The organism is Streptomyces sp. NPDC003027, from assembly GCF_053591435.1.
Window position 1 is genome coordinate 80,388 of the sequence record NZ_JBSFTU010000025.1, and the last position, 20,893, is coordinate 101,280.

The window sequence follows — 20,893 nt, forward strand, 5'->3', positions numbered from 1 at the left end:
GTGCGTTTACTGAACTACTCCGCGCTGTCGTTTTGCGAATGCGCGGAACCCATGAATATACGCGATGCATTACCCCGACTCAATTCTAGTCGGGGTATTTTTGTGTGCCATGGGGACCATGGGGAGGGACACGGCGTTCACCGCGGCGCGGAAGCTGCTCATCGCTCGGGGGGCGGACCGGCTGGCGCATCCGGGCGGCACGCTGCTCGACCATCTGGAACGGGTGGAAGCCCGGCTGGCCGGCTGGGGTGCGCGCGACGAGCTCCGGCTCGCCGACCTGTGCCACGCCTTCTACGGCACGGACGGCTTCCCGGAGGGCCTGCTGCCGCTCGACCGGCGCGATGTCCTCGCGGAGGCGATCGGGGCGCGGGCCGAGGAGCTGGTCCATTTCTACGCGAGCTGCGACCGGAAGGTCTCCTACGCGGGGATGGCTCAGGAGGGCGGGGCCTTCCGGGACCGGTTCGCCGGGGAGACGTCCACCCCCGGGTGGCGGCACCGGGCGGACTTCGCGGAGCTGACAGCCGCGAACGAGCTGGATCTGGCCGTGGAGAACGCAGGCTTCCGGGCGGAGTGGGGCGGTCCGCTGCTGCGGCTCTTCACCCGGTGGCGTTCGCTGCTGAGCGAGGCGGCGTTCAGGGACGCGCGCGAGACGCTGACGCTGAAGGGTGAGGAGCGCGAGGCGTTCCTCACCGGTCTGGAGCGGGGCGATGTCGTCACCGGTGTCGTCTCGCACATCGCGAGCTTCCATGTCACCTTCGTCGAACTGGGCGGCGTGGAGGGGATGATGAACATCCCGGAGGTGGCCTGGGGCGTGTACGACACACCGGGTGACGTGATCGGCGAGGGGCAGGAGCTCCCCTTCGAGGTCCTGGGCGTCGACATGAGCCGGGAGAGGATCTTCCTCTCCCTCAAGAGCCTGGAGCCCGACCCGCTGCGGGCCTTCGCGCGCGGCGGCTTCGGCGGCGTCCGGACCGGTCGGGTGACCAGGCGGATCCCGTCCGGGGTCCTCGTCCTCGTCGCCGACGGCGTCGAGGCTCTCGTCGACCGCGACGACCTCGACGGCCGTGCGCCCCTGCCGGGGGACGAGCTGACCTTCGAGGTCACCGCCGTGAACGTGGCCACCCGCCGCGTCCGGATCACCCTGCGCGCATGACCCCGAGGGATCAGCCGCCCGCCCTGAGGAGCGGGAGGAGCCGAGTGAGCCCCCAGCGGATGGCGCTCGCATGGCTGCTCACGCGAGCGGAGACGGTGCTCCATCCCGGGGGCGAGTCGGCCGGAGACCGTACAGGACTCGGCGGCGGCAGCGGAACTCCTCCTCGGGGAGGAGGAGTCGGCGGCGCCGAGCGTTCGGTGACCGAAGACACCGGACCCATTGACGGGGCCGGTGTCTCCAACTACAAAAGCTTTCTGAGAGCGCTCTCAACCCCCCGCACACCCCGCGCACCATCGCCCCGGAGGTGTTCTTCTTGAGCCGCGTCCGACGTACCCCCCTGCTCGCCTCACTCCTCGCCGCCGCGCTCGCGGCGGGCGCCCTGCTGGGTGTCGGCGGCGCCGGCGCCGCCAGCGGCGCCGTCCCGCCGGCCCCGGGCTGGTCGCTCCAGTGGAGCGACGACTTCAACGGCCCCGACCGCTCCCTCCCGAACCCGGCCGAGTGGCAGATCGACACCGGTCACGGCTACCCCGGCGGGCCCGCCAACTGGGGCACGGGAGAGATCCAGAACTACACGTCGAGCCCCGACAACCTCCGCCTGGACGGAACCGGCAACCTCCGGATCACCCCGCTCAAGGACGGCGCGGGGAACTGGACCTCGGCCCGGATCGAGACCAAGCGGGCCGACTTCAAGGCTCCGGCGGGCGGAACGCTGCGCATCGAGGGCCGGATCCAGATGCCGAACGTCACCGGGGACGCGGCGCTCGGCTACTGGCCGGCGTTCTGGGCGCTCGGCGCGCCCTACCGGGGCAACTACTGGAACTGGCCCGCCATCGGCGAGTTCGACATCATGGAGAACGTCAACGGCGTCAACTCCGTCTGGGGCGTCCTGCACTGCGGCGTGAACCCGGGCGGGCCGTGCGGCGAGACGACCGGCATCGGCGCGAGCCGCACCTGCCCCGGGGCGAGCTGCCAGTCGGCCTTCCACACCTACCGCTTCGAGTGGGACCGCTCGGTCTCCCCCAACGAGCTGCGCTGGTACGTCGACGACCAGCTCTTCCACAGTGTGAACGAGACCCGGGTGGGCGCCCAGGCGTGGGCCGACATGACCAGCCACGCCGGCTACTTCATCCTGCTGAACGTGGCGATGGGCGGGGCCTTCCCGGACGCGCTGGCGGGGAAGACGCCGACGGCGGCGACCGTTCCCGGCCGGCCCATGCTGGTCGACTACGTGGCGGTGTGGACCCGCGGCGGCGGCTCGACCACCACCCCGCCGACGACCCCGCCTCCGTCGGGCTCCTCCCAGCTCCACCTGCGGACGGGCGGGGGCGCGGGGGACGCCCAGTCGACCGGCTCGGCCGTCACCCTGGCCTCGGCCGGAGGCGCCAACCACGACGGAGCCCCCGCCAACCCGCAGGTCTTCACCTCGGGACCGATCACCCGGAGCTACAACGGCGGCTCGACGCAGTTCGACCTGTTCGTGGACGCGGGGTCGGCGGTCGCCAACGGGCAGCAGGTACGGGTGAGTTACGACCGCACGGGCGACGGGAGCTGGGAGCGTACGGAGACGTACCAGTACTTCGCGACCGATCCGGTGCCCGGCTACGAGCACTACACGCAGGCGAAGGGCCTGAAGTCGGCGACCGGGAGCCACGGGAACCTGGTGAACGGCCGGGTCCGGATCGAGGTGTGGAACGCGATCGGGAACGGGCCGAGCACGCTCGGCGTCGGCAACCAGTCGGTCGTCCGTATCCCCTTCGGCTGAGGGACGGGCGCGCACGGCGGTCAGGGCGGCCAGTGGTTCCGGCGGTCCTGACCGCCGTGGCGTGACGAGTGACGACCCCGGCCGGAAGGCCGGGGTCGTCTCCGTCCCCCCGGGGCCCGGATCCGGCTCAAGGCCCGGGAACCGGGGTGGTCTGGGTCGGGCGCCGGCTCGGACGCCCGCGGGCTGGGGCGTGCGCGCCCCCTCCCCGGCCGGCTCAGACGCCCGCCCGGGCCTTCTCCTCGCCCTCCTCGGCACGCTGGTCCGGCATGTCGCTCGGCGCGGGGGCGTGGTCGTCGACCAGGGTCTTCTCGTCGAAGGGGACCCGCCCGGCCAGGACCTCGGAGACCCGCGCCTTGTCGATCTCCTTGGTCCAGGTGCCGACCAGGACGGTCGCGACGGCGTTGCCCGCGAAGTTGGTCAGCGCGCGGGCCTCGCTCATGAAGCGGTCGATGCCGACGATCAGACCGACGCCGTCGACCAGCTCGGGGCGGTGCGACTGGAGTCCGCCGGCGAGGGTCGCGAGGCCGGCGCCCGTCACACCCGCCGCGCCCTTGGAGGCGATGACCATGAAGACGAGGAGCGAGATCTGCTCGCCGACCGACAGCGGGTTGCCCATCGCCTCGGCGACGAAGAGGGAGGCCATCGTCAGATAGATCGCGGTGCCGTCGAGGTTGAAGGAGTAGCCGGTGGGCACGGTGATGCCGACGACCGGCTTGCTCACCCCGAGGTGCTCCATCTTCGCGATCAGCCGGGGCAGCGCCGACTCGGACGAGGACGTGGAGAGGATCAGCAGGAACTCGCGGCCCAGGTACTTCAGGAGCGCCAGGATGTTCACGCCGGCGACCAGCCGCAGGAGCGCGCCGAGCACCACGAAGACGAACAGCGCGCACGTCACGTAGAAGCCGATCATGATGACGGCGAGCGACTTGAGGGCGTCGACGCCGGTGGCGCCGACGACGGCCGCGATGGCGCCGAACGCGCCGACCGGGGCCACCCACATGATCATCGCGAGGATGCGGAAGACCAGCCGCTGGATGTGCCCGATCCCGCGCAGCACCGGCTCCCCGGCCTTCCCCATGGCCTGGAGCGCGAAGCCGGCGAGGAGGGCGACCAGCAGGGTCTGGAGGACCTCGCCCTCCGTGAAGGCGGAGACCAGCGTCTTGGGGATGATGCCGAGCAGGAAGTCCACCGTGGACTCGCTCGCGCCTTCCGCCTGCTGCGAGCCGGCCTCGGCCACCTCCTTGGTCAGATGGAGGCTGGAGCCCGGCTCCAGGATGTTGCCGACGACCAGGCCGATCGCGAGGGCGACGGTCGACATGACGAGGAAGTACCCGAGCGCGAGGCCGCCGACGGCACCGACCTTGGCCGCCTTCCTGACCGATCCGACACCGAGAACGATCGTGCAGAAGATGATCGGCGAGATCATCATCTTGATCAGGTTCACGAAGCCGGTTCCCAGCGGCTTCAGCTCGACGGCGACGCCGGGCGCGAGAAAACCGACCGCGATGCCGAGAACCACGGCTGCGATGACTGCGAGATACAGGTAATGGGTACGGTCCCGTCGTGCGGCCACGGGGTCCTCCTCGTGCTGATGGGTTAATCCACGTCCCGGTGGATCCCCGCGACTATCCATCAGCCTGTGAGCGGGGTCACCCTTGCGTTCCTTTCGTTCACGCGATTCCTCGCGGGCCGGAAAACGCGGGACCGGAATGGGAAACGATTCGGGAACGGGATTCCGGCCTCGCACATCGGGCCAGGCACACTTACGGACATGCGCATTCCCCTCCCCCGGCCCCGCAGCCTCGCCGGCCAGCTCTTCGCGATGCAGGTCGTGCTGGTGGCGGCGATCGTGGCGGGATGCGCCGTCTTCGCGTACGTCAGCGACCGCGCCCAGGCCGAGGAGACCGCGCGCCGGCAGGCCACGGCGACCGCCGTGGCCGTCGCCGAGTCCCCCGCGGTGGTCGCGGCGGTGCGCTCGGCGGACCCGACGGCGTCGCTCCAGCCGTACGCGGAGTCGGTGCGGCACCGCACGGGGGTCGCGTTCGTGGTGATCATGGCCCCGGACGGGAAGCGGTGGACACATCCGGAGCCGGACCAGATCGGACGCACGTACCTCGGCCACATCGAGGAGGCGGTCCGGGGACGCACCTTCTCCGAGACGCACATGGGCGTGCTCGGGCCCTCCGTCCGCACGATCGCCCCGGTGCGCGACCACGGTCGCGTCGTCGCGCTGGTCAGCGCGGGCATCACGATCGACAAGATCAGTGAGCAGATACGGGAGCAGGTCACGGCCCTGCTGGGGATGGCGGGCGCGGCCCTGGCGCTCGGCGGCGCGGGTACGTACGTCATCAACGCCCGGCTGCGGCGGCACACGCACGGGATGAACGCCGCCGAGCTGAGCCGGATGCACGACTACCACGAGGCCGCGCTGCACGCGGTGAGCGAGGGCCTCGTGATGCTGGACGGGCAGCGCAGGATCGCCCTGATCAACGACGGGGCGCGCGAGCTCCTCGGCCTGGACGCGGACGTGGTGGGCGCCTCGGCGGCGGATCTCGGGCTGCCGCTCTCCCTGACGAGTGCGTTGCTCGCCTCGGAGCCGCGGGTGGACGAGCTGCATCTGACGGCCGAGCGCGTCCTCGTCGTCAACACCCGGCCGGTGGTGGGCGGCGAGCGCCGCGGCACGGTCGTCACGCTCCGGGACCGTACGGAACTCCAGGCGCTGTCCGGGGAGCTGACGTCGGAACGGGGCTTCACCCAGGCGTTGCGCTCGCAGGCCCACGAGGCGGCGAACCGGCTGCACACGGTGGTCTCGCTGATCGAGCTCGGCCGCGTGGACGAGGCGGTCGGCTTCGCCACCGCCGAGCTGGAGCTGGCCCAGGCGCTCACCGACCGGGTCGTCGACGCGGTCGGCGAGCCGGTCCTCGCGGCGCTGCTCCTCGGCAAGGCGGCGCAGGCCAACGAGCGGGGCGTCGAGCTGGTCCTGACCGACGACAGCCGCATCGACGACGGGCTGCTGCCGGCGGGGATCCCGTCCCGGGACCTGGTGACGATCCTCGGCAACCTGATCGACAACGCGGTCGAGGCGGCGAGCGCGGCGCCGGGCGCGGCGGCCGGGGAGGCGGCGCCCGGCGCGGCGGCCGGGTCGGTCGGGGTCCGGCCGCATGTCACCGTCACCGCTGTGGCGCGGGACCGGGAGTTGCTGATCCGGGTCGGGGACACCGGGCCGGGTATCGCCGACCAGGACCGGGACGCGGTCTTCGAACGCGGCTGGTCCACCAACGGCGCCGGCCGGGGCCTCGGCCTCGCCCTGGTCCGCCAGGCCGCCGCCCGCGCGTCCGGCACGGTGACCCTGGGCCGCTCCCCGGAGGGCGGCGCCGAGTTCACCGTACGGCTGCCGCTGACCCGGCCGGCCCGCGTGGCCGCGGCGGTGACGGCGTGAACCGGCCCGGCTCGCCCATCCGGGTGCTGGTCGTCGAGGACGACCCGGTGGCCGCCGACGCGCACGCCCTCTACGCCGGGCGGGTGCCGGGCTTCGCCGTCACCGGCGTCGCGCACTCGCGGGCCGCCGCCGTGCGGGCCCTGGACCGGACCCCCGTCGATCTCATCCTGCTCGATCTCTATCTCCCGGACGGCCACGGTCTCCAGCTCCTGCGCTCGCTGCGCGCCGCGGGGCACTCCGCCGACGTCATCGCCGTGACCTCCGCCCGCGATCTGGCGATCGTCCGGGAAGGGGTGTCCCTCGGAGTCGTCCAGTACGTGCTGAAGCCGTTCACCTTCGCGACCCTGCGGGACCGGCTCACCCGTTACGCCGAGTTCCGCGCCACCGCCGGGGAGGCGTCCGGCCAGGACGAGGTGGACCGGGCGCTGGCCACCCTGCGCACCCCGCAGCCGGCCGCGCTCCCCAAGGGCCTGAGCGCGCCGACGCTCCAGGCCGTCACCCGTACCCTGCGCGAGGCCCCCGACGGGCTGACCGCCGCGGAGGCGGCGACCGCCGTCGGGATCTCCCGGATCACCGCCCGCCGCTACCTCGAACATCTGGTCACGGACGGGCGGGCCGCACGGGCCCCGCAGTACGGGCAGATCGGCCGGCCCGAGCTCCAGTACCGCTGGATCACCACCACGCGCCACGGACACTGAGCGTCTCCCGCGCACCGGCCCTCGCGCACGCGGTCTTGACGCCGGTCGCCCACCCGTCCAAGATCCGGTTGTGGACGCGTCACGCCCGTGCGCGCCAGATGCCCGATCTGTCAGGATCCGCGACGTTACCCTTCGGTTCGCACGTTTCTACGACATCCGTCGTTGGGCGAACGCACCGTAGCCAAAGGTCACGGACCGCTTCTACGGTGGCGACGTGCAGCCCTCCCCTCCTTCTCCCCCTTTCAACGCTCCCGCCGCCCGACGGCTCCGCGAGGGCCTCGGCATGGCCCCGGGCCATGTCGCCTACGGCCTGCGCGCGCAGTACGGACTCGCCATCACCCCCGACACCGTCGTCGCCTGGGAGCGCGGCCGGCTCGCCCCGACCTCGAACGAGCTCACCGCGCTGGCCGGCGTCCTGTGGTGCGCCCCCGGCGAGCTCCTGGCCGCCGCCACCACGCTGCGCGAGCACCGGATGACCCGCGGCCTCGCGCCCGACGACCTGGCGCGGCGGGTCGGCATGGACACCCAGACGTATCTGCGGATGGAGGAGTCCGGCCGCTGGCGGGGCAACGAGCGGCAGACCGCCGCGCTCGCCGAGACTCTCGGCCTCGGGCCCCGCGCGCTGCTGACGGCGACCGGCCGGGACGACGACCTCGCGGCGCTGCTGCGGGACGCGGCGACGACCCGCTGGCAGGCGTACGTCCGGCCGGCGGTCAAGATGCTGCCGCTGCCCAAGCGGGTCCTGGAGTCCGCGCTGCAGCGGCTGCACACCGACTACCACGCCAAGATGGCGGCCACGAGCAGCTGGGGCGCCTCGGGCGACAGCGGCGCGGCCGGGCGGGAGTACCTCGACGACATCGTGGAGCACTTCTGGGCCGCGACGGGCGGGTAGCACGTCGTGCTCCTCACCGGCGCGCGGAGCCCTGGCCGACGCTGAGCACCGAGGACCCGCTCACGGGGCGACCCCGCCGGTGCGGCGGTCGAAGCTGAAGAGCTGGCCCGCCGCGTCCGCCCGGCAGGGCGCTTGGGCCAGGCGGGACCAGGCCGCCGTGCGGTCGCCGAGGACGGTCACGCAGAGGCGGGCGGTCCCCGCGCTGACGGGGACGATGCGGTAGCCCTCGACCGGGGCGCCGAAGGGCTCCAGGGCGAACCGCTCGACGCGGCTCGGGTCGCCGCACTCCGAGTCCTCCAGGGCGGCGTCCGGGGCGCGGCCGCCGGACGGGATGCCCGAGCAGCCGGGGCCGTAGTCCGGGTGGTCGGAGAGGATCTGCCAGCGGCCGCCCCCGAGGTCCTTGAGGGAGTACCGGGGGACGACCGCGCCCGCGCACTCCACCTGGTAGACCTGGCCGCTCCTGTCGCCCCGCCGCTCGTTGAGGCAGAGGTCCGAGCCGATCACCCGTATGTGTACGTCGCCGGCCGCCGGGGCCGTCAGCCGGGGCGGGGCCGTCCCGCTGCCGTCCCGGACGACGGTGAGGACCAGGCTGACGGCGGCGAGGACGAGTCCGGCGACGGCCACGAGCCCGACGAGCGTCCGCCCTATCCGCCACCGGGGCGCGGGAGGCGGCGGTCGCTCGGCACCGGGCTCGGGAGCCCCGGGCCACGCGGTGCCGGTCCCGGCGCCCGTTCCGTCCTCCGCCTCGGCGTCGGTCCCGGCGCCCGTTCCGTCCTCCGCCTCGGCGTCGGTCCCGGCGCCCGTTCCGTCCTCCGCCTCGGCGTCGGTCCCGGCGTCCGTTCCGTCCTCCGCCTCGGTGCCGGTGCGCGCCTCGGTCGCCGCCCCCGGCCCCGGGCCCTCCGCGGCGAGCCCGGGACCGGGTGCGGCGACCGCCCGTACTCCCCGTACCGCCAGCTCCTCGCGGACCGCCTGCCAGCTGTCCAGCTCACCGGGGTCCACCCCGCAGGCGAGGACGAAGGTGGTGAGCAGCTCCTCCCGGGGGACGGTCGTGCGGGCCAGCATGTTCGCGACCGTCGAGCGGGGCAGGACGTCTCCCCGCGCCTGCGCGCGGACGGACAGCTCGCGGTAGGTGAGTCCGGACCAGTCCTTGAGGGCCTGGAGCCGGGCGACGAAGGCGGCCGGGTCGGTGGCCTCCCTCGGGTCGGGCGCGCTCCGACCCCCGGCGTCCCCCTCGGTCATGCGACTTCCCCCGCCCCTCCCGCGAAACCGGCCGTCGGACACGCCCGGAACGGAGTTGGGACATGTCCGGGACAGCGGTAAGCCTTGTTGATCGCGGTGTTCAACTCAAGAGTGGAAATCGGCAATTCCGGTCACGGGGCTGGAATTGCCGAGGCAGAGACGGACGGCCCCGATCGTCCACGAGCCGGAGGGCGGACGGCCCGGACCGTCCACGAGGAAGACGGACGGCCCCGATCCTCCACGGGGGAGTCGATCGGGGCCGCTCCGCGTCGGGGCCCAGGGGCGCACGGCTCGTGGTCAGAAGACCGACTCCGCCTCCGACATCCGGTTCCCCGGCACCGTCTTCAGCCGCGTCACGGCCTCGGCCAGCGGCACCATCTGGATGTCCGTGCCCCGCAGCGCCGTCATCCGCCCGAACTCGCCGCTGTGCGCCGCCTCCACCGCGTGCCAGCCGAAGCGGGTGGCGAGCACCCGGTCGTACGCCGTGGGCGTGCCGCCGCGCTGCACGTGCCCGAGGATGACGGGCCGGGCCTCCTTGCCGAGGCGTCGCTCCAGCTCGACCGCGAGCCGGTTGCCGATGCCCTGGAAGCGCTCGTGGCCGTACTGGTCGATCTCGCCCTTCTGGTACTCCATGGAGCCCTCGGCCGGGTGCGCGCCCTCGGCGACGCAGATGACGGCGAACTTCTTGCCGCGCGCGAAGCGCTCCTCGACCATCTTGACCAGGTCGTCGACCTGGAAGGGGCGCTCGGGCAGGCAGATGCCGTGGGCGCCGCCGGCCATGCCGGACTCCAGCGCGATCCATCCGGCGTGGCGGCCCATCACCTCGACGACCATCACGCGCTGGTGGGACTCGGCGGTGGTCTTCAGGCGGTCTATGGCCTCCGTCGCGACACCCACGGCGGTGTCGAAGCCGAAGGTGCGGTCGGTGGAGGAGATGTCGTTGTCGATCGTCTTGGGGACCCCGACGACGGGCATGCCGGCGTCGGAGAGCATCCGGGCGGCGGTCAGGGTGCCCTCGCCGCCGATCGGGATGAGGACGTCGATGCCGTACTTCCTCGCCAACTCCGGGGCGGACTCGGCGGCTTCGGAGAGCCGGTCGCGCTCCAGGCGGGCCGAGCCGAGGATGGTGCCGCCACGGGCGAGGATGCCGCTGACGGCGTCGAGGTCGAGGGGGCGGTAGTGCCCGTCGAGGAGACCCTTGAACCCGTCCTCGAAACCGATGACTTCATCGCCGTGGCCGGTCAGCGCCCGGTGCACGACCGACCGGATCACGGCGTTCAGGCCGGGGCAGTCGCCGCCTGCGGTGAGAACTCCGATGCGCATCGTGCTGTGTCTCCTGCTCGGGTAGCCGTACGTGTGAGCCCTGCCGATTCTCCCACGCCGGGCCCGGCGCGGGCTTCCGCGACTGCTCCGCGCGTCCGGGGGGAAGGCGGAGCGAGGGGCCTCCGCTCCCCGTCTTCCCGGTCTTCCGTCCGGCAAGCGCCTTACCCAGCCACGGAGGTATTGTCAAGGGGGTATGGCTGCCCTATCGGGCTTTTTTGACGTCATTCGATTGACGGGACTGGACAGGAGAGCATGGCGTGACGCGCAGCGTGTACGTGACCGGGATCGACCGCGGAGACGGCCGACAGGTCGTCGAGCTGGGAGTCATGGAGCTCCTCACCCGCCAGGTGGACCGGGTGGGGGTGTTCCGGCCGCTGGTCCACGACGGAACCGACCGCCTGTTCGATCTCCTGCGGGCGCGCTACCGGCTCTCCCAGGACCCGGCGACCGTCTACGGCATGGACTACCGCGAGGCCGCCGCGCTCCAGGCGGAGCGGGGCACCGACGAGCTGGTCTCCCGGCTCGTCGACCGCTTCCACGCGGTGGCGCGGGAGTACGAGGTCGTGCTCGTGCTCGGTACGGACTTCGCCGCCACCCAGCTCCCGGACGAGCTGGCGATCAACGCGCGGCTCGCCAACGAGTTCGGCGCCTCGGTGATACCCGTGGTCGGCGGCAAGGGCCAGCCCGCCGAATCCGTACGGGCCGAGGCCCGCAACGCCTTCCGCGCGTACGAGGTGCTCGGCTGCGACGTCCTCGCGATGGTCGTCAACCGGGTGGCCGCCGACGACCGCGCCGCCATCGCCGAGCGGCTCGCCGCCCGGCTGCCCGTCCCCTGCTACGTCCTGCCCGACGAGCCGGCCCTCTCCGCTCCCACGGTCGCCCAGATCACCCACGCCCTCGGCGCGGAGGTGGTGCTCGGCGACGGCGCCGGCCTGGCCCGGGACGCGCTCGACTTCGTCTTCGGCGGCGCGATGCTGCCGAACTTCCTCAACGCGCTGACCCCCGGCTGCCTGGTGGTCACCCCGGGTGACCGCGCCGACCTGGTCGTGGGCGCGCTCGCCGCCCACTCGGCCGGCACCCCGCCCATCGCCGGTGTGCTGCTCACCCTGAACGAGCGGCCCAGCGAGGAGATCCTCACCCTGGCCGCCCGTCTGGCGCCCGGCACCCCGGTCATCTCGGTGGCCGGCAACAGCTTCCCCACGGCCGCCGAACTCTTCTCCCTCGAAGGCAAGTTGAACGCCGCGACGCCGCGCAAGGCGGAGACGGCGCTCGGTCTCTTCGAGCGGCACGTGGACACGGCCGATCTGCTGAAGCGGATCTCGGTGGCCCGCAGCGGCCGGGTCACCCCGATGATGTTCGAGCACGACCTCCTGGAACAGGCGCGCGCCGACCGCCGCCGGGTGGTGCTGCCCGAGGGCACCGAGGAGCGGGTGCTGCGCGCCGCCGACGTGCTGCTGCGCCGCGACGTCTGCGACCTGACGCTGCTGGGCGACGTCGAGGTGATCCGCAAGCGGGCCGCCGACCTGGGCATCGACCTGTCCTCGCCGTCGACGCAGCTGATCGACCCGCAGACCTCCGAGCTGCGCGACTCCTTCGCCGAGAAGTACGCCCGGCTGCGCGCCCACAAGGGCGTGTCGGTGGAGCTCGCGTACGACGTCGTGGCGGACGTGAACTACTTCGGCACGCTGATGGTGCAGGAGGGCCTGGCCGACGGCATGGTCTCCGGCTCGGTGCACTCCACGGCGGCGACCATCCGCCCGGCCTTCGAGATCATCAAGACGAAGCCGGACGCCTCGATCGTCTCCTCGGTCTTCTTCATGTGCCTCGCCGACAAGGTGCTCGTGTACGGCGACTGCGCGGTCAACCCCGACCCGAACGCCGAGCAGCTCGCGGACATCGCCGTGCAGTCGGCGGCGACCGCCGCCCGTTTCGGTGTCGAGCCGCGGATCGCGATGCTCTCGTACTCCACCGGCACCTCGGGCTCCGGCGCGGACGTCGACAAGGTGCGGGAGGCGACCAAGCTGGTACGGGCGTCCCACCCGGGGCTGCGGATCGAGGGCCCGATCCAGTACGACGCGGCGGTCGAGCCGTCGGTCGCCGCGACCAAGCTGCCCGGCTCGGAGGTGGCCGGGCAGGCGACCGTGCTGATCTTCCCGGATCTGAACACCGGCAACAACACCTACAAGGCCGTGCAGCGCTCGGCCGGCGCCGTGGCCGTCGGCCCGGTCCTGCAGGGGCTGCGCAAGCCCGTGAACGACCTCTCGCGCGGCGCGCTCGTCAGCGACATCGTCAACACGGTCGCCATCACGGCGATCCAGTCCCAGGTCCCGTCCCAGGTCCCGTCCCAGGCTCAGGAGCTCCCCGCATGACCGGCACCACCGCCACCCGTGTCCTCGTCCTCAACTCCGGTTCCTCGTCGGTGAAGTACCAGCTCCTGGACATGCGGGGGAACAGCCGGCTCGCGGCCGGCCTGGTGGAGCGGATCGGGGAGGCGTCCTCCCGGCTCGTGCACACCCCGCTCCAGGAGGGCGGAGGGGCCAGGCGCGAGAAGACCGGGGCGGTCGCGGACCACGCGGCCGCGCTGAAGGCGGTGGCCGAGGAGCTGGCGGCCGACGGCCTGGGTCTGGACTCCCCCGAGCTGGCCGCGATCGGCCACCGGGTGGTGCACGGCGGCCTGCGGTTCAGCGCGCCGACCGTGATCACCGACGAGGTGCTGGCGGAGATCGAGCGGCTCGTCCCCGTGGCGCCGCTGCACAACCCGGCCAACCTCACGGGCATCCGTACGGCGATGGCCCTGCGCCCGGACCTCCCGCAGGTGGCGGTCTTCGACACCGCCTTCCACACGACGATGCCGGAGTCCGCGGCGCGGTACGCGATCGACGTGGAGACCGCGGACGCCCACCGCATCCGGCGCTACGGCTTCCACGGCACCTCGCACGCGTACGTCTCGCGCGAGGCGGCGAAGCTGCTCGGCAAGGCACCGGAGGAGGTGAACGTGATCGTGCTGCACCTGGGCAACGGCGCGTCGGCGTCCGCCGTCCGGGGCGGCCGCTGCGTGGACACCTCGATGGGACTCACCCCGCTGGAGGGGCTGGTGATGGGCACCCGCTCGGGCGACATCGACCCGGCGGTCACCTTCCACCTCAAGCGGGTCGCGGGCATGTCCGAGGACGAGGTGGACGCCCTGCTCAACAAGAGGAGCGGGCTCGTCGGCCTCTGCGGCGACAACGACATGCGGGAGATCCGCCGCCGGATCGACGAGGGCGACGAGCGTGCCCGGCTCGCGTTCGACATCTACATCCACCGCCTGAAGAAGTACATCGGGGCGTACTACGCGGTGCTCGGGCGGGTGGACGCGGTGGTGTTCACGGCGGGTGTCGGTGAGAACGCGGCTCCCGTACGGGAAGCTGCCGTCGCCGGTCTGGAGGAGCTGGGCCTGGCGGTGGACGCCGGCCTGAACGCCGTACGGTCCGACGAGGCACGGCTGATCTCGCCGGAGTACGCGCGGGTCGCGGTCGCCGTGGTGCCGACGGACGAGGAGCTGGAGATCGCCAGGCAGAGCTACGCACTGGTGCACGGAGGAGTGAACGCCTGAGCGGGCCCCCGCCCATTTGTACTTTCCACCAGACGGAATATTCCGCAGTGAAACAAACCGATAGGATCCGCCTCATGCGCCGTTCCAAAATCGTCTGCACGCTGGGCCCCGCCGTCGACTCGTATGAGCAGCTGAAGGCTCTCATCGAGGCCGGCATGAACGTGGCCCGATTCAACATGAGCCACGGAACCCAGGCCGAGCACCAGGAGCGGTACGACCGTCTCCGCAGGGCGGTGGCGGACACCGGCCGCGCCGTGGGCGTGCTCGCCGACCTCCAGGGCCCCAAGATCCGTCTGGAGACCTTCGCGGAGGGCCCGGTCGAGCTGGTGCGCGGTGACGAGTTCACCATCACCACCGAGGATGTCCCGGGCGACAAGTCCATCTGCGGCACCACGTACAAGGGCCTGCCGGGCGATGTCTCCAAGGGCGACCAGATCCTGATCAACGACGGCAACGTCGAGCTGCGGGTCGTCGAGGTGGACGGGGCCCGGGTCAAGTCGATCGTCGTCGAGGGCGGTGTGATCTCCGACCACAAGGGCATCAACCTGCCCGGTGCGGCGGTGAACGTCCCGGCCCTGTCGGAGAAGGACGTGGAGGACCTGCGCTTCGCGCTCCGCATGGGCTGCGACATGGTCGCGCTCTCCTTCGTCCGCAACGCCGAGGACGTCAAGGACGTCCACAAGGTGATGGACGAGGAGGGCCGCCGGGTCCCGGTCATCGCCAAGGTCGAGAAGCCGCAGGCCGTGGAGAACATGGAGGGCGTCGTCGCCGCCTTCGACGCGGTCATGGTGGCCCGTGGCGATCTGGCCGTGGAGTACCCGCTGGAGCGGGTCCCGATGGTGCAGAAGCGCCTGGTGGAGATGTGCCGCCGCAACGCCAAGCCGGTCATCGTCGCCACCCAGATGATGGAGTCGATGATCACCAACTCCCGCCCCACGCGCGCCGAGGCCTCCGACGTGGCCAACGCGATCCTGGACGGCGCGGACGCGGTCATGCTGTCGGCGGAGTCCTCGGTCGGCGCGTACCCGATCGAGACCGTGAAGACGATGTCGAAGATCGTCGTCGCGGCCGAGGAGGAGCTGCTCTCCAAGGGCCTGCAGCCGCTCGTGCCCGGCAAGAAGCCGCGTACGCAGGGCGGCTCGGTGGCCCGCGCGGCCGCCGAGATCGCGGACTTCCTGGGCGGCAAGGCGCTGATCGCCTTCACCAAGTCCGGTGACACCGCCCGCCGTCTCTCCCGCTACCGCGCGTCGCAGCCGATCCTGGCCTTCACCACGGACGAGTCGACCCGCAACCAGCTCACGCTGAGCTGGGGCGTCGAGTCCTTCCTCGCCCCGTTCGTGGAGACGACCGACGCGATGGTCGACCTGGTCGACGCGGAGCTGCTGAAGCTCCAGCGCTACAACGAGGGCGACACCATGGTCATCACGGCCGGCTCGCCCCCCGGCGTCCCGGGCACCACGAACATGGTCCGGGTGCACCACCTGGGCGGCCAGCAGCGGAGCTGACCCGCCGTCGCACATGGGTGAGGGCCCCCGTCCGGATCGGACGGGGGCCCTCGCCGTGCGCGGCTCCCGAAGGGTCCGTACGGCCGATCAGTCGGGCTCGACCGTGTTGCGCAGGCCGGGGACCTTGAGGGTGCCGCCGAACTGGCCCGCCTGGACGACCTCGACGTCGGTGAAGACGGCGAACGGCACGTCGAGCGGCGGCGGGGTCTGCGGGCTGAACGTGACCGGGATGATGCCGAAGAGGTTGCCCTTCAGCCGCTCCGTGTACATGGTCACCGTGCCGTTGCTCATGGTCGACTCGGAGCCCTTGTCGGACCGCACGTGTCCGGTGAGGCCGGGCGAGTGCACCGTGCGCTGGTGGAGGTCCTTGATGCCGACACCGTCGCTCGCGGTGAACTTCAGCACCTTCTTGATCTTGCCGCTGCCCGTCTTCACCTCGACGATGCCGTGGTACTTGAGGCCCTTCAGCGTGAGCCGCGTGCTGTTCAGGATCCACGGCTCGTCCGGCAGCAGCGGGATGCCCGGCTCCAGTTCGGCCGCCGCGAGCGCCTCGGGGTCGGGCTCGGGGCACGGGAAGCGCGGCTTGGCGCCCTCGGGTATGTCCTCGTCCTTCTTGGGGTCGAGTCCCTTGGCGTCCTCCGGAAGCTCCTTGACCTCGGCGCCCACCTTGTCGGCGGCGTCCTTGATCGCTTCCTTGGTCCGGTCGGCCGGGGCGTCGGTCCTGGGGTCCGCGCCCGTCTTCGGAGGCGTCGTGGGAGCCGTGGTCGGCTTCACGGTCGGCTTCGCGGTCGGGGTGGGCGATCCGGTCGGCGCCGGGCTGCTCGTCGGCGCGATGCCCGGGCCGTCGAACACGTCCTTGATCTTGTCGCCGATCCCCAGCGGGTCGAGCGGGTTGCCGCTCTTCGTCGGGGTGGGCGTCGCAGTCGGCGCCGGCGGGGCCGTGGCGGTGAGCCGCGGCACCGGGCCGGTCTGCGCGGTCTCGGTCGCCGAGGGGCTGGCGCCGGGTGCCGGCGTCTGGCGCCCTTCGGTGGCCTCCGGGTCCGGCGTCGCGCTCGCACTCGCGCTCGGGGTCGCCGTGGGTGTGGGCGTCTGCGCGGGCTTCGTCGACTTCTCGGGGGTCGGCTCGTCCGAGCGGGTCACGCACGGACCGGGGGCGAAGGGGATCTCGTCGTCGGCGAGGGCCGGCTTGGGCGCCATGCCCATGCCCACGAGGACCGCCGTCGGCATGGCCGCCAGGGCCATGGCCCGGCCCGCGGGCCCCTGGATCTTGTTCAGCAGCGACTTGCGCGGGGCCGCGTGCCGCGGACCCTTTCTCGCCAGAGTGGCGTCGCCTCCAGCCGTCGCCGGCTGCGCCGACCGCGTCTCGTCACCCCGCACTGTTCCTCCCGCCGTTGGCATCGATCGTCGTTTCGGTCGCGTGCGCACCGGGGCCCGGCAGCGGGCCCGGCTCCTGACCGGCGCGCTGCTCCGGGACCGATACGGCTCCGAAGGCGTGGACGCCCCCGTCACCCGGGCCCAGCGGCGGACCGTCGTACTCGTGCTCGCCCCGGACGGGCTCGGCCTCCTCGGTGGACTCCTCCACCGGTACGCCCGGGGCCCAGGAGGCGGAGAGCCCGCCGCCGACGAGCGAGAACAGGAACCCGACGACGAGGCCACCGAAGTTCGAGACCGGGATGGAGACGAGCGCCAGGACGATCGCCGCGACGCCCGCGAAGACGCGGACGACGGGCTGGAACCACATCGTCAGGCCGAGCGTGACCAGCAGAACGCCGATGATCAGCGCTCCGGCGCCGGCCGTGGTCGCCATGGCGAGCGTCATGTTGCCGAGCCGCATGTCGCCGTAGGGCAGATAGGCGATCGGCACGCCGCCGATCATGGTGAACAGGCCTGCCCAGAACGGCCGGTCGCCCCGCCAGGCGCGGAAACGCAGCCGCCAGTAGTGGAATCCGCGGGAACCAGTGGACTCGGCGCTCATGGAAAACAGCTCCCTGGAAGCGGTGTTGCTGAGAAAGACGGTGAACAGGAGGGGAAGGGTCCCCGGAACGGACGGGGCCGCACAGCACGGCCCCGTCCCTCAAGGAGGGCTACTCCTCAGAAGCACTCCTTGGTGCCCTTGTGCAGCGACAGCTTCAGGTCGGGGAGCTTGAAGGTGGCGGCCGTGGTCGCCCACGCCGTCTGCTCCACGCCCGTCAGCGTCGCGTCCTCCGCGCGCTGCGCGAAGCCGGAGGGGTTGGCCTGGGTGTCCGGCTGGATGCCCGGCTTGCCCTTCGACTTCGGAAGCTGGCCCGCCGCGACGCCGATGTCGATGTTGCCGAACTCGGCGTCCGTCTTCAGCGAGGAGACATCGAGGTAGATGCCCTTCGCGTAGACCGGCTTGTTCTGCGCCGTGCCGGCGCGCAGCTCCAGGGAGACGTTGCCGACGAACGGAACGTCCGGAGTGACGACGGACTGGCACATGTTGGTGATCCACGCCTCGGAGAAGCCCGAGACGGCGACCGGCTCCGCGAACGGCTTGCCGTGCAGGTCCTTGCCGGACGCCACACTGCCGTACTGGACGAAGTCCTTACCGACAAGGCTGTCGGCCTTCACCTTGAACTCCTGGCCGGAGATGCTGAAGGACGCGGCCAGCGCGCCCTGGGCCAGGCCTACACCGATCGCGGCCGTCGCGGCCACGCTCGGCACCATGACGACGGCGAACCGCTTCCATCTGGTCCCGCCACGAACCTGGGACTTCATGAGAATTCCTCCTTCTCGGACGTACATCTCCGGAAGGGCCAGGGGCCCGTCCTGGGATGGGAGAAGTGCTACGTCCTCGGGAAGGAGAGCGCCGAGCATCGGGCACGACGCGCGTCCGAATCACCGGCGATCACCCCCGAGCGACAACCACTGGCCACGCCTTGCGCGCAACCTGCCGGACAGGCCCTGCCGGTGAGGGCAGGAACCCCCCTGTCCAGGACCGGCGCCACTGCCGCCGGTCCGCTCGGTGGGGACCCTCGCCGCGGGCCCGGATGGTTGCCGGGCTGGTGCGGTATCGGACCGAGCGTCGCCGATCGTGGTCCATTCCGCGCCGGGGCACAAGGGGTTCGTTACTCACTGGTAACGGGTCGATAACCGCACCACGACAGGGCGATGTCGAGCGGCCACACAGGGTGCGGCCGACGCGCGCCATACATCGGGAGGAGGAGGTCGAAAGCCGGACAGAACACCGGGTTCGATTTACTGCAAGTAACAGCGGCCGCGTTTACCAAGTTTTGGTAAAGCGCGGCCGCGATTTGTCACCGTGTCGCCAAATCGGTTGCCCTCCCGAGCGGGAGGGCAGAGGGTCAGAACAGCACGCGCGCGAGGGCCTGACGGGCCGCCGTCACCCGCGGGTCGTCCGGACCGATCACCTCGAACAGCTCCAGGAGCCGCAGCCGAGCGGCGTCCCGGTCCTCGCCCGCCGTACGCCGCACGACGTCGACGAGCCGGCTGAAGGCGTCCTCGACATGACCGCCCACCAGGTCCAGGTCGGCGGCGGCGATCTGCGCGGTCACGTCGGCCGGGTCGTCGGCCGCGTTCTTCCGCACCTGCTGCGGGTCCATGCCCTGCACGCGGGCGAGCAGCTCGGCCTGGGCGAGGCCCAGCTTGGCCTCGGGGTGGCCGGGGTCGTCGGCCAGCACGTTCTTGTACGCCTGGACGGCGCCGGCCAGATCACCGGCGTCCAGCGCGGACATCGCCGCTTCGAGAAGGGCGTCGTACGGTCCGGCAGGCACGGGAGCCGGACCGGCTTCGCCGGCCTCCGGGTCCACAGCGATGCCCGTGAGACCGAAGCGCTCCTCACCGACCTGGATCAGCTGGTCGAGCGTCTGCCGGATCTGGGCCTCGGGAGCCGCGCCCTGGAAGAGCGGCAGCGCCTGACCGGCGATCACCGCGAAAACGGCCGGAATTCCCTGGATGCCGAACTGCTGCATCAGCATCTGGTTGGCGTCGACGTCCACCTTCGCGAGGAGGAAACGGCCGTTGTACTCGACGGCCAGCCGCTCGAGCAGGGGGCCGAGCTGCTTGCAGGGCTCGCACCACTCGGCCCAGAAGTCGATGACGACCGGGACCTCGGCGGAGCGCTGCAGGACGTCGCGCTCGAAGCCGGCCTCGTCGACATCGATCACCAGGGCAGTGGGGGCGACGGCCGCCGCGCCACCCTGCCGGGCGGCCTGGGCGCGCGCCTGCTCCGCCTTGGCCTTGGCCTCTCCGGCCGCCTTCACCGCGGCGAGGTCGACGACGCCGCTCATGGACATGTTTCGGGGCTGCATGGGTACATCCTCCCCCTTCCGCGCGCGTTACCGGTAAGCCATGGCTGAACCGTGCCGTCCGCAGATCTCCCGCCGGTGTGCGAGACGTACGGACACCACGGTTCGTCGTGTCGTGCGCACCGGGTCCCCACCCGGCGCATGTGGTTGTCGCGGGGGTCCTCGCGGACCCTTTCGCTACGGGTCGTAGCGTAACTGCACGGCCGGGGTCACGGGAAGGGGTGGCCCGTGAACCGTGTCACATCACCGGCCTCTGGCGCTCTACCTACCGACGGGTATGGTCGACCTCCATGTGCAGCCCCACCAGCCCGCGCGGCCGAACCGGACGCCCTCGGTCCGCCGAGACCGACACGGCGATCCTGGAGGCGTGCCGCGCGGCCCTGGTCGAGCTGGGCTGGTCGAAGCTGACCATCGGCGACGTGGCCGGCCGGGCCGGCGTCGCGAAGACCACCCTGTACCGCCGCTGGGGGAACAAGAACGAACTGGTCGTCGACGCGGTCGCCGTCCTCTTCGACGAGCTGGAACTGCCCGACCTCGGTTCCCTCCGGGCCGACATCGAGCACGTGGTGCTCCAGTTCGCCGCGCTCCTGCAGCGCCCCGAGACCCGCACGGCGCTGATGGCGGTGGTCGCCGAGTCCACCCGGGACGAACCGCTGCGCGAGCGGATCCGCGGCTCGATCGTGGAGCGGCAGAAGCGCCTGGTCCTCGAAGGCCGCCGACGGGCCCAGGAACGGGGCGAGCTCCCGGCCGACCGGGACCCGGAGACCATCGACGAGATCGACGACCTGATCTTCGACGTGGTGGCCGGCGCGGTGGTGCACCGCGCGCTGGTGAGCGCCGAGCCCGTCGACCGCGAGTGGACCGCGCGCTTCACCACCCTGCTCATCGGCGGCCTCGGCCGGCTCACCGCCTCCTGACACGCTCCACGGCGAAGGGGCGGTACGGGAGGAATCCCGTACCGCCCCCTACCCCGGCGCGATCCGGGGGCCTACCGCGGCCCG

At 71.9% G+C, this 20,893-nt stretch carries 16 protein-coding genes; 9 read left to right on the forward strand and 7 right to left on the reverse strand.

What is annotated here, in order from left to right; all coding sequences use genetic code 11:
* Nucleotides 1-118: 118 nt before the first annotated feature.
* Together ACWDX6_RS19385 and ACWDX6_RS19390 are read left to right on the forward strand one after the other, a co-directional pair.
* Nucleotides 119-1,153 carry a DUF6817 domain-containing protein gene (locus ACWDX6_RS19385; protein WP_451486116.1) on the forward strand — a complete coding sequence of 345 codons (1,035 nt, stop codon included), beginning with the start codon at nt 119-121 and terminating at the stop codon, nt 1,151-1,153.
* Between the two features lie 313 nt (nt 1,154-1,466).
* Nucleotides 1,467-2,915: a glycoside hydrolase family 16 protein gene (locus ACWDX6_RS19390; protein WP_451486117.1), complete on the forward strand. Its 1,449-nt coding sequence runs from the start codon at nt 1,467-1,469 to the stop codon at nt 2,913-2,915.
* 214 nt (nt 2,916-3,129) lie between these two features.
* Here the strand turns inward: ACWDX6_RS19390 and ACWDX6_RS19395 are convergent, their stop codons facing one another.
* On the reverse strand, nt 3,130-4,548 hold the full coding sequence (locus ACWDX6_RS19395; RefSeq protein WP_451486118.1) for a cation:dicarboxylate symporter family transporter: 1,419 nt from the start codon (nt 4,546-4,548) through the stop codon (nt 3,130-3,132).
* 138 nt (nt 4,549-4,686) lie between these two features.
* Here ACWDX6_RS19395 and ACWDX6_RS19400 point away from each other — a divergent pair, with 138 nt between their 5' ends.
* From ACWDX6_RS19400 to ACWDX6_RS19410, 3 genes are all read left to right on the forward strand, one after another.
* Nucleotides 4,687-6,354 (forward strand): sensor histidine kinase, encoded by a 1,668-nt coding sequence (locus ACWDX6_RS19400; RefSeq protein WP_451486119.1) that lies wholly within the window; start codon nt 4,687-4,689, stop codon nt 6,352-6,354.
* Nucleotides 6,351-7,052, forward strand: coding sequence for a response regulator (locus ACWDX6_RS19405; protein WP_451486120.1), 702 nt, complete (start codon nt 6,351-6,353; stop codon nt 7,050-7,052). Before ACWDX6_RS19400 ends, ACWDX6_RS19405 begins: the two co-directional genes overlap by 4 nt.
* Before the next feature lie 283 nt (nt 7,053-7,335).
* A complete protein-coding gene (locus ACWDX6_RS19410; protein WP_451486133.1) occupies nt 7,336-7,944 on the forward strand; it encodes a helix-turn-helix domain-containing protein in 609 nt (202 codons plus the stop codon).
* 60 nt (nt 7,945-8,004) lie between these two features.
* Here ACWDX6_RS19410 and ACWDX6_RS19415 read toward each other — a convergent pair whose 3' ends face one another.
* Nucleotides 8,005-9,183 carry an RICIN domain-containing protein gene (locus ACWDX6_RS19415; protein ID WP_451486121.1) on the reverse strand — a complete coding sequence of 393 codons (1,179 nt, stop codon included), beginning with the start codon at nt 9,181-9,183 and terminating at the stop codon, nt 8,005-8,007.
* Between the two features lie 297 nt (nt 9,184-9,480).
* Nucleotides 9,481-10,506 (reverse strand): ATP-dependent 6-phosphofructokinase, encoded by a 1,026-nt coding sequence (locus tag ACWDX6_RS19420; RefSeq protein ID WP_451486122.1) that lies wholly within the window; start codon nt 10,504-10,506, stop codon nt 9,481-9,483.
* Between the two features lie 257 nt (nt 10,507-10,763).
* Here ACWDX6_RS19420 and pta point away from each other — a divergent pair, with 257 nt between their 5' ends.
* The 3 genes from pta to pyk all read left to right on the forward strand — a co-directional run bounded on the left by pta (nt 10,764) and on the right by pyk (nt 15,606).
* Nucleotides 10,764-12,875, forward strand: coding sequence for a phosphate acetyltransferase (gene pta / locus ACWDX6_RS19425; protein WP_451486123.1), 2,112 nt, complete (start codon nt 10,764-10,766; stop codon nt 12,873-12,875).
* Nucleotides 12,872-14,101, forward strand: coding sequence for an acetate kinase (locus ACWDX6_RS19430; RefSeq protein ID WP_451486124.1), 1,230 nt, complete (start codon nt 12,872-12,874; stop codon nt 14,099-14,101). The genes pta and ACWDX6_RS19430 overlap by 4 nt, the downstream gene beginning before the upstream one ends.
* 74 nt (nt 14,102-14,175) lie before the next feature.
* Complete coding sequence (gene pyk / locus ACWDX6_RS19435) at nt 14,176-15,606, forward strand: pyruvate kinase (protein ID WP_451486125.1); 1,431 nt, start codon at nt 14,176-14,178, stop codon at nt 15,604-15,606.
* 87 nt (nt 15,607-15,693) lie between these two features.
* Here pyk and ACWDX6_RS19440 read toward each other — a convergent pair whose 3' ends face one another.
* From ACWDX6_RS19440 to ACWDX6_RS19455, 4 genes are all read right to left on the reverse strand, one after another.
* Nucleotides 15,694-16,983, reverse strand: a complete 1,290-nt coding sequence (locus ACWDX6_RS19440) for a hypothetical protein (RefSeq protein WP_451486126.1) — start codon at nt 16,981-16,983, stop codon at nt 15,694-15,696.
* The gene (locus ACWDX6_RS19445) at nt 16,973-17,581 is read right to left on the reverse strand and encodes a DUF6114 domain-containing protein (protein WP_451486127.1); all 609 of its coding nucleotides are present in this window, start codon (nt 17,579-17,581) and stop codon (nt 16,973-16,975) included. The genes ACWDX6_RS19440 and ACWDX6_RS19445 overlap by 11 nt, the downstream gene beginning before the upstream one ends.
* Before the next feature lie 116 nt (nt 17,582-17,697).
* On the reverse strand, nt 17,698-18,342 hold the full coding sequence (locus tag ACWDX6_RS19450; RefSeq protein WP_451486128.1) for a DUF6230 family protein: 645 nt from the start codon (nt 18,340-18,342) through the stop codon (nt 17,698-17,700).
* Between the two features lie 587 nt (nt 18,343-18,929).
* A complete protein-coding gene (locus ACWDX6_RS19455) occupies nt 18,930-19,895 on the reverse strand; it encodes a tetratricopeptide repeat protein (protein WP_451486129.1) in 966 nt (321 codons plus the stop codon).
* Between the two features lie 287 nt (nt 19,896-20,182).
* Here ACWDX6_RS19455 and ACWDX6_RS19460 point away from each other — a divergent pair, with 287 nt between their 5' ends.
* Nucleotides 20,183-20,809, forward strand: coding sequence for a TetR/AcrR family transcriptional regulator (locus tag ACWDX6_RS19460; RefSeq protein WP_451486130.1), 627 nt, complete (start codon nt 20,183-20,185; stop codon nt 20,807-20,809).
* Nucleotides 20,810-20,893 lie beyond the last annotated feature (84 nt).

What these genes read in the sequence shown, in the direction of transcription:
- ACWDX6_RS19385 (WP_451486116.1), top strand. Translation starts at nt 119, where the DNA reads ATGGGGAGGGACACGGCGTTCACCGCGGCGCGGAAGCTGCTCATCGCT.
- ACWDX6_RS19420 (WP_451486122.1), bottom strand. Translation starts at nt 10,506, where the DNA reads ATGCGCATCGGAGTTCTCACCGCAGGCGGCGACTGCCCCGGCCTGAAC.
- ACWDX6_RS19430 (WP_451486124.1), top strand. Translation starts at nt 12,872, where the DNA reads ATGACCGGCACCACCGCCACCCGTGTCCTCGTCCTCAACTCCGGTTCC.
- ACWDX6_RS19400 (WP_451486119.1), top strand. Translation starts at nt 4,687, where the DNA reads ATGCGCATTCCCCTCCCCCGGCCCCGCAGCCTCGCCGGCCAGCTCTTC.
- ACWDX6_RS19450 (WP_451486128.1), bottom strand. Translation starts at nt 18,342, where the DNA reads ATGAAGTCCCAGGTTCGTGGCGGGACCAGATGGAAGCGGTTCGCCGTC.
- ACWDX6_RS19415 (WP_451486121.1), bottom strand. Translation starts at nt 9,183, where the DNA reads ATGACCGAGGGGGACGCCGGGGGTCGGAGCGCGCCCGACCCGAGGGAG.
- ACWDX6_RS19395 (WP_451486118.1), bottom strand. Translation starts at nt 4,548, where the DNA reads ATGGATAGTCGCGGGGATCCACCGGGACGTGGATTAACCCATCAGCAC.
- ACWDX6_RS19460 (WP_451486130.1), top strand. Translation starts at nt 20,183, where the DNA reads ATGTGCAGCCCCACCAGCCCGCGCGGCCGAACCGGACGCCCTCGGTCC.
- ACWDX6_RS19455 (WP_451486129.1), bottom strand. Translation starts at nt 19,895, where the DNA reads ATGCAGCCCCGAAACATGTCCATGAGCGGCGTCGTCGACCTCGCCGCG.
- pyk (WP_451486125.1), top strand. Translation starts at nt 14,176, where the DNA reads ATGCGCCGTTCCAAAATCGTCTGCACGCTGGGCCCCGCCGTCGACTCG.
- ACWDX6_RS19410 (WP_451486133.1), top strand. Translation starts at nt 7,336, where the DNA reads ATGGCCCCGGGCCATGTCGCCTACGGCCTGCGCGCGCAGTACGGACTC.
- ACWDX6_RS19445 (WP_451486127.1), bottom strand. Translation starts at nt 17,581, where the DNA reads ATGAGCGCCGAGTCCACTGGTTCCCGCGGATTCCACTACTGGCGGCTG.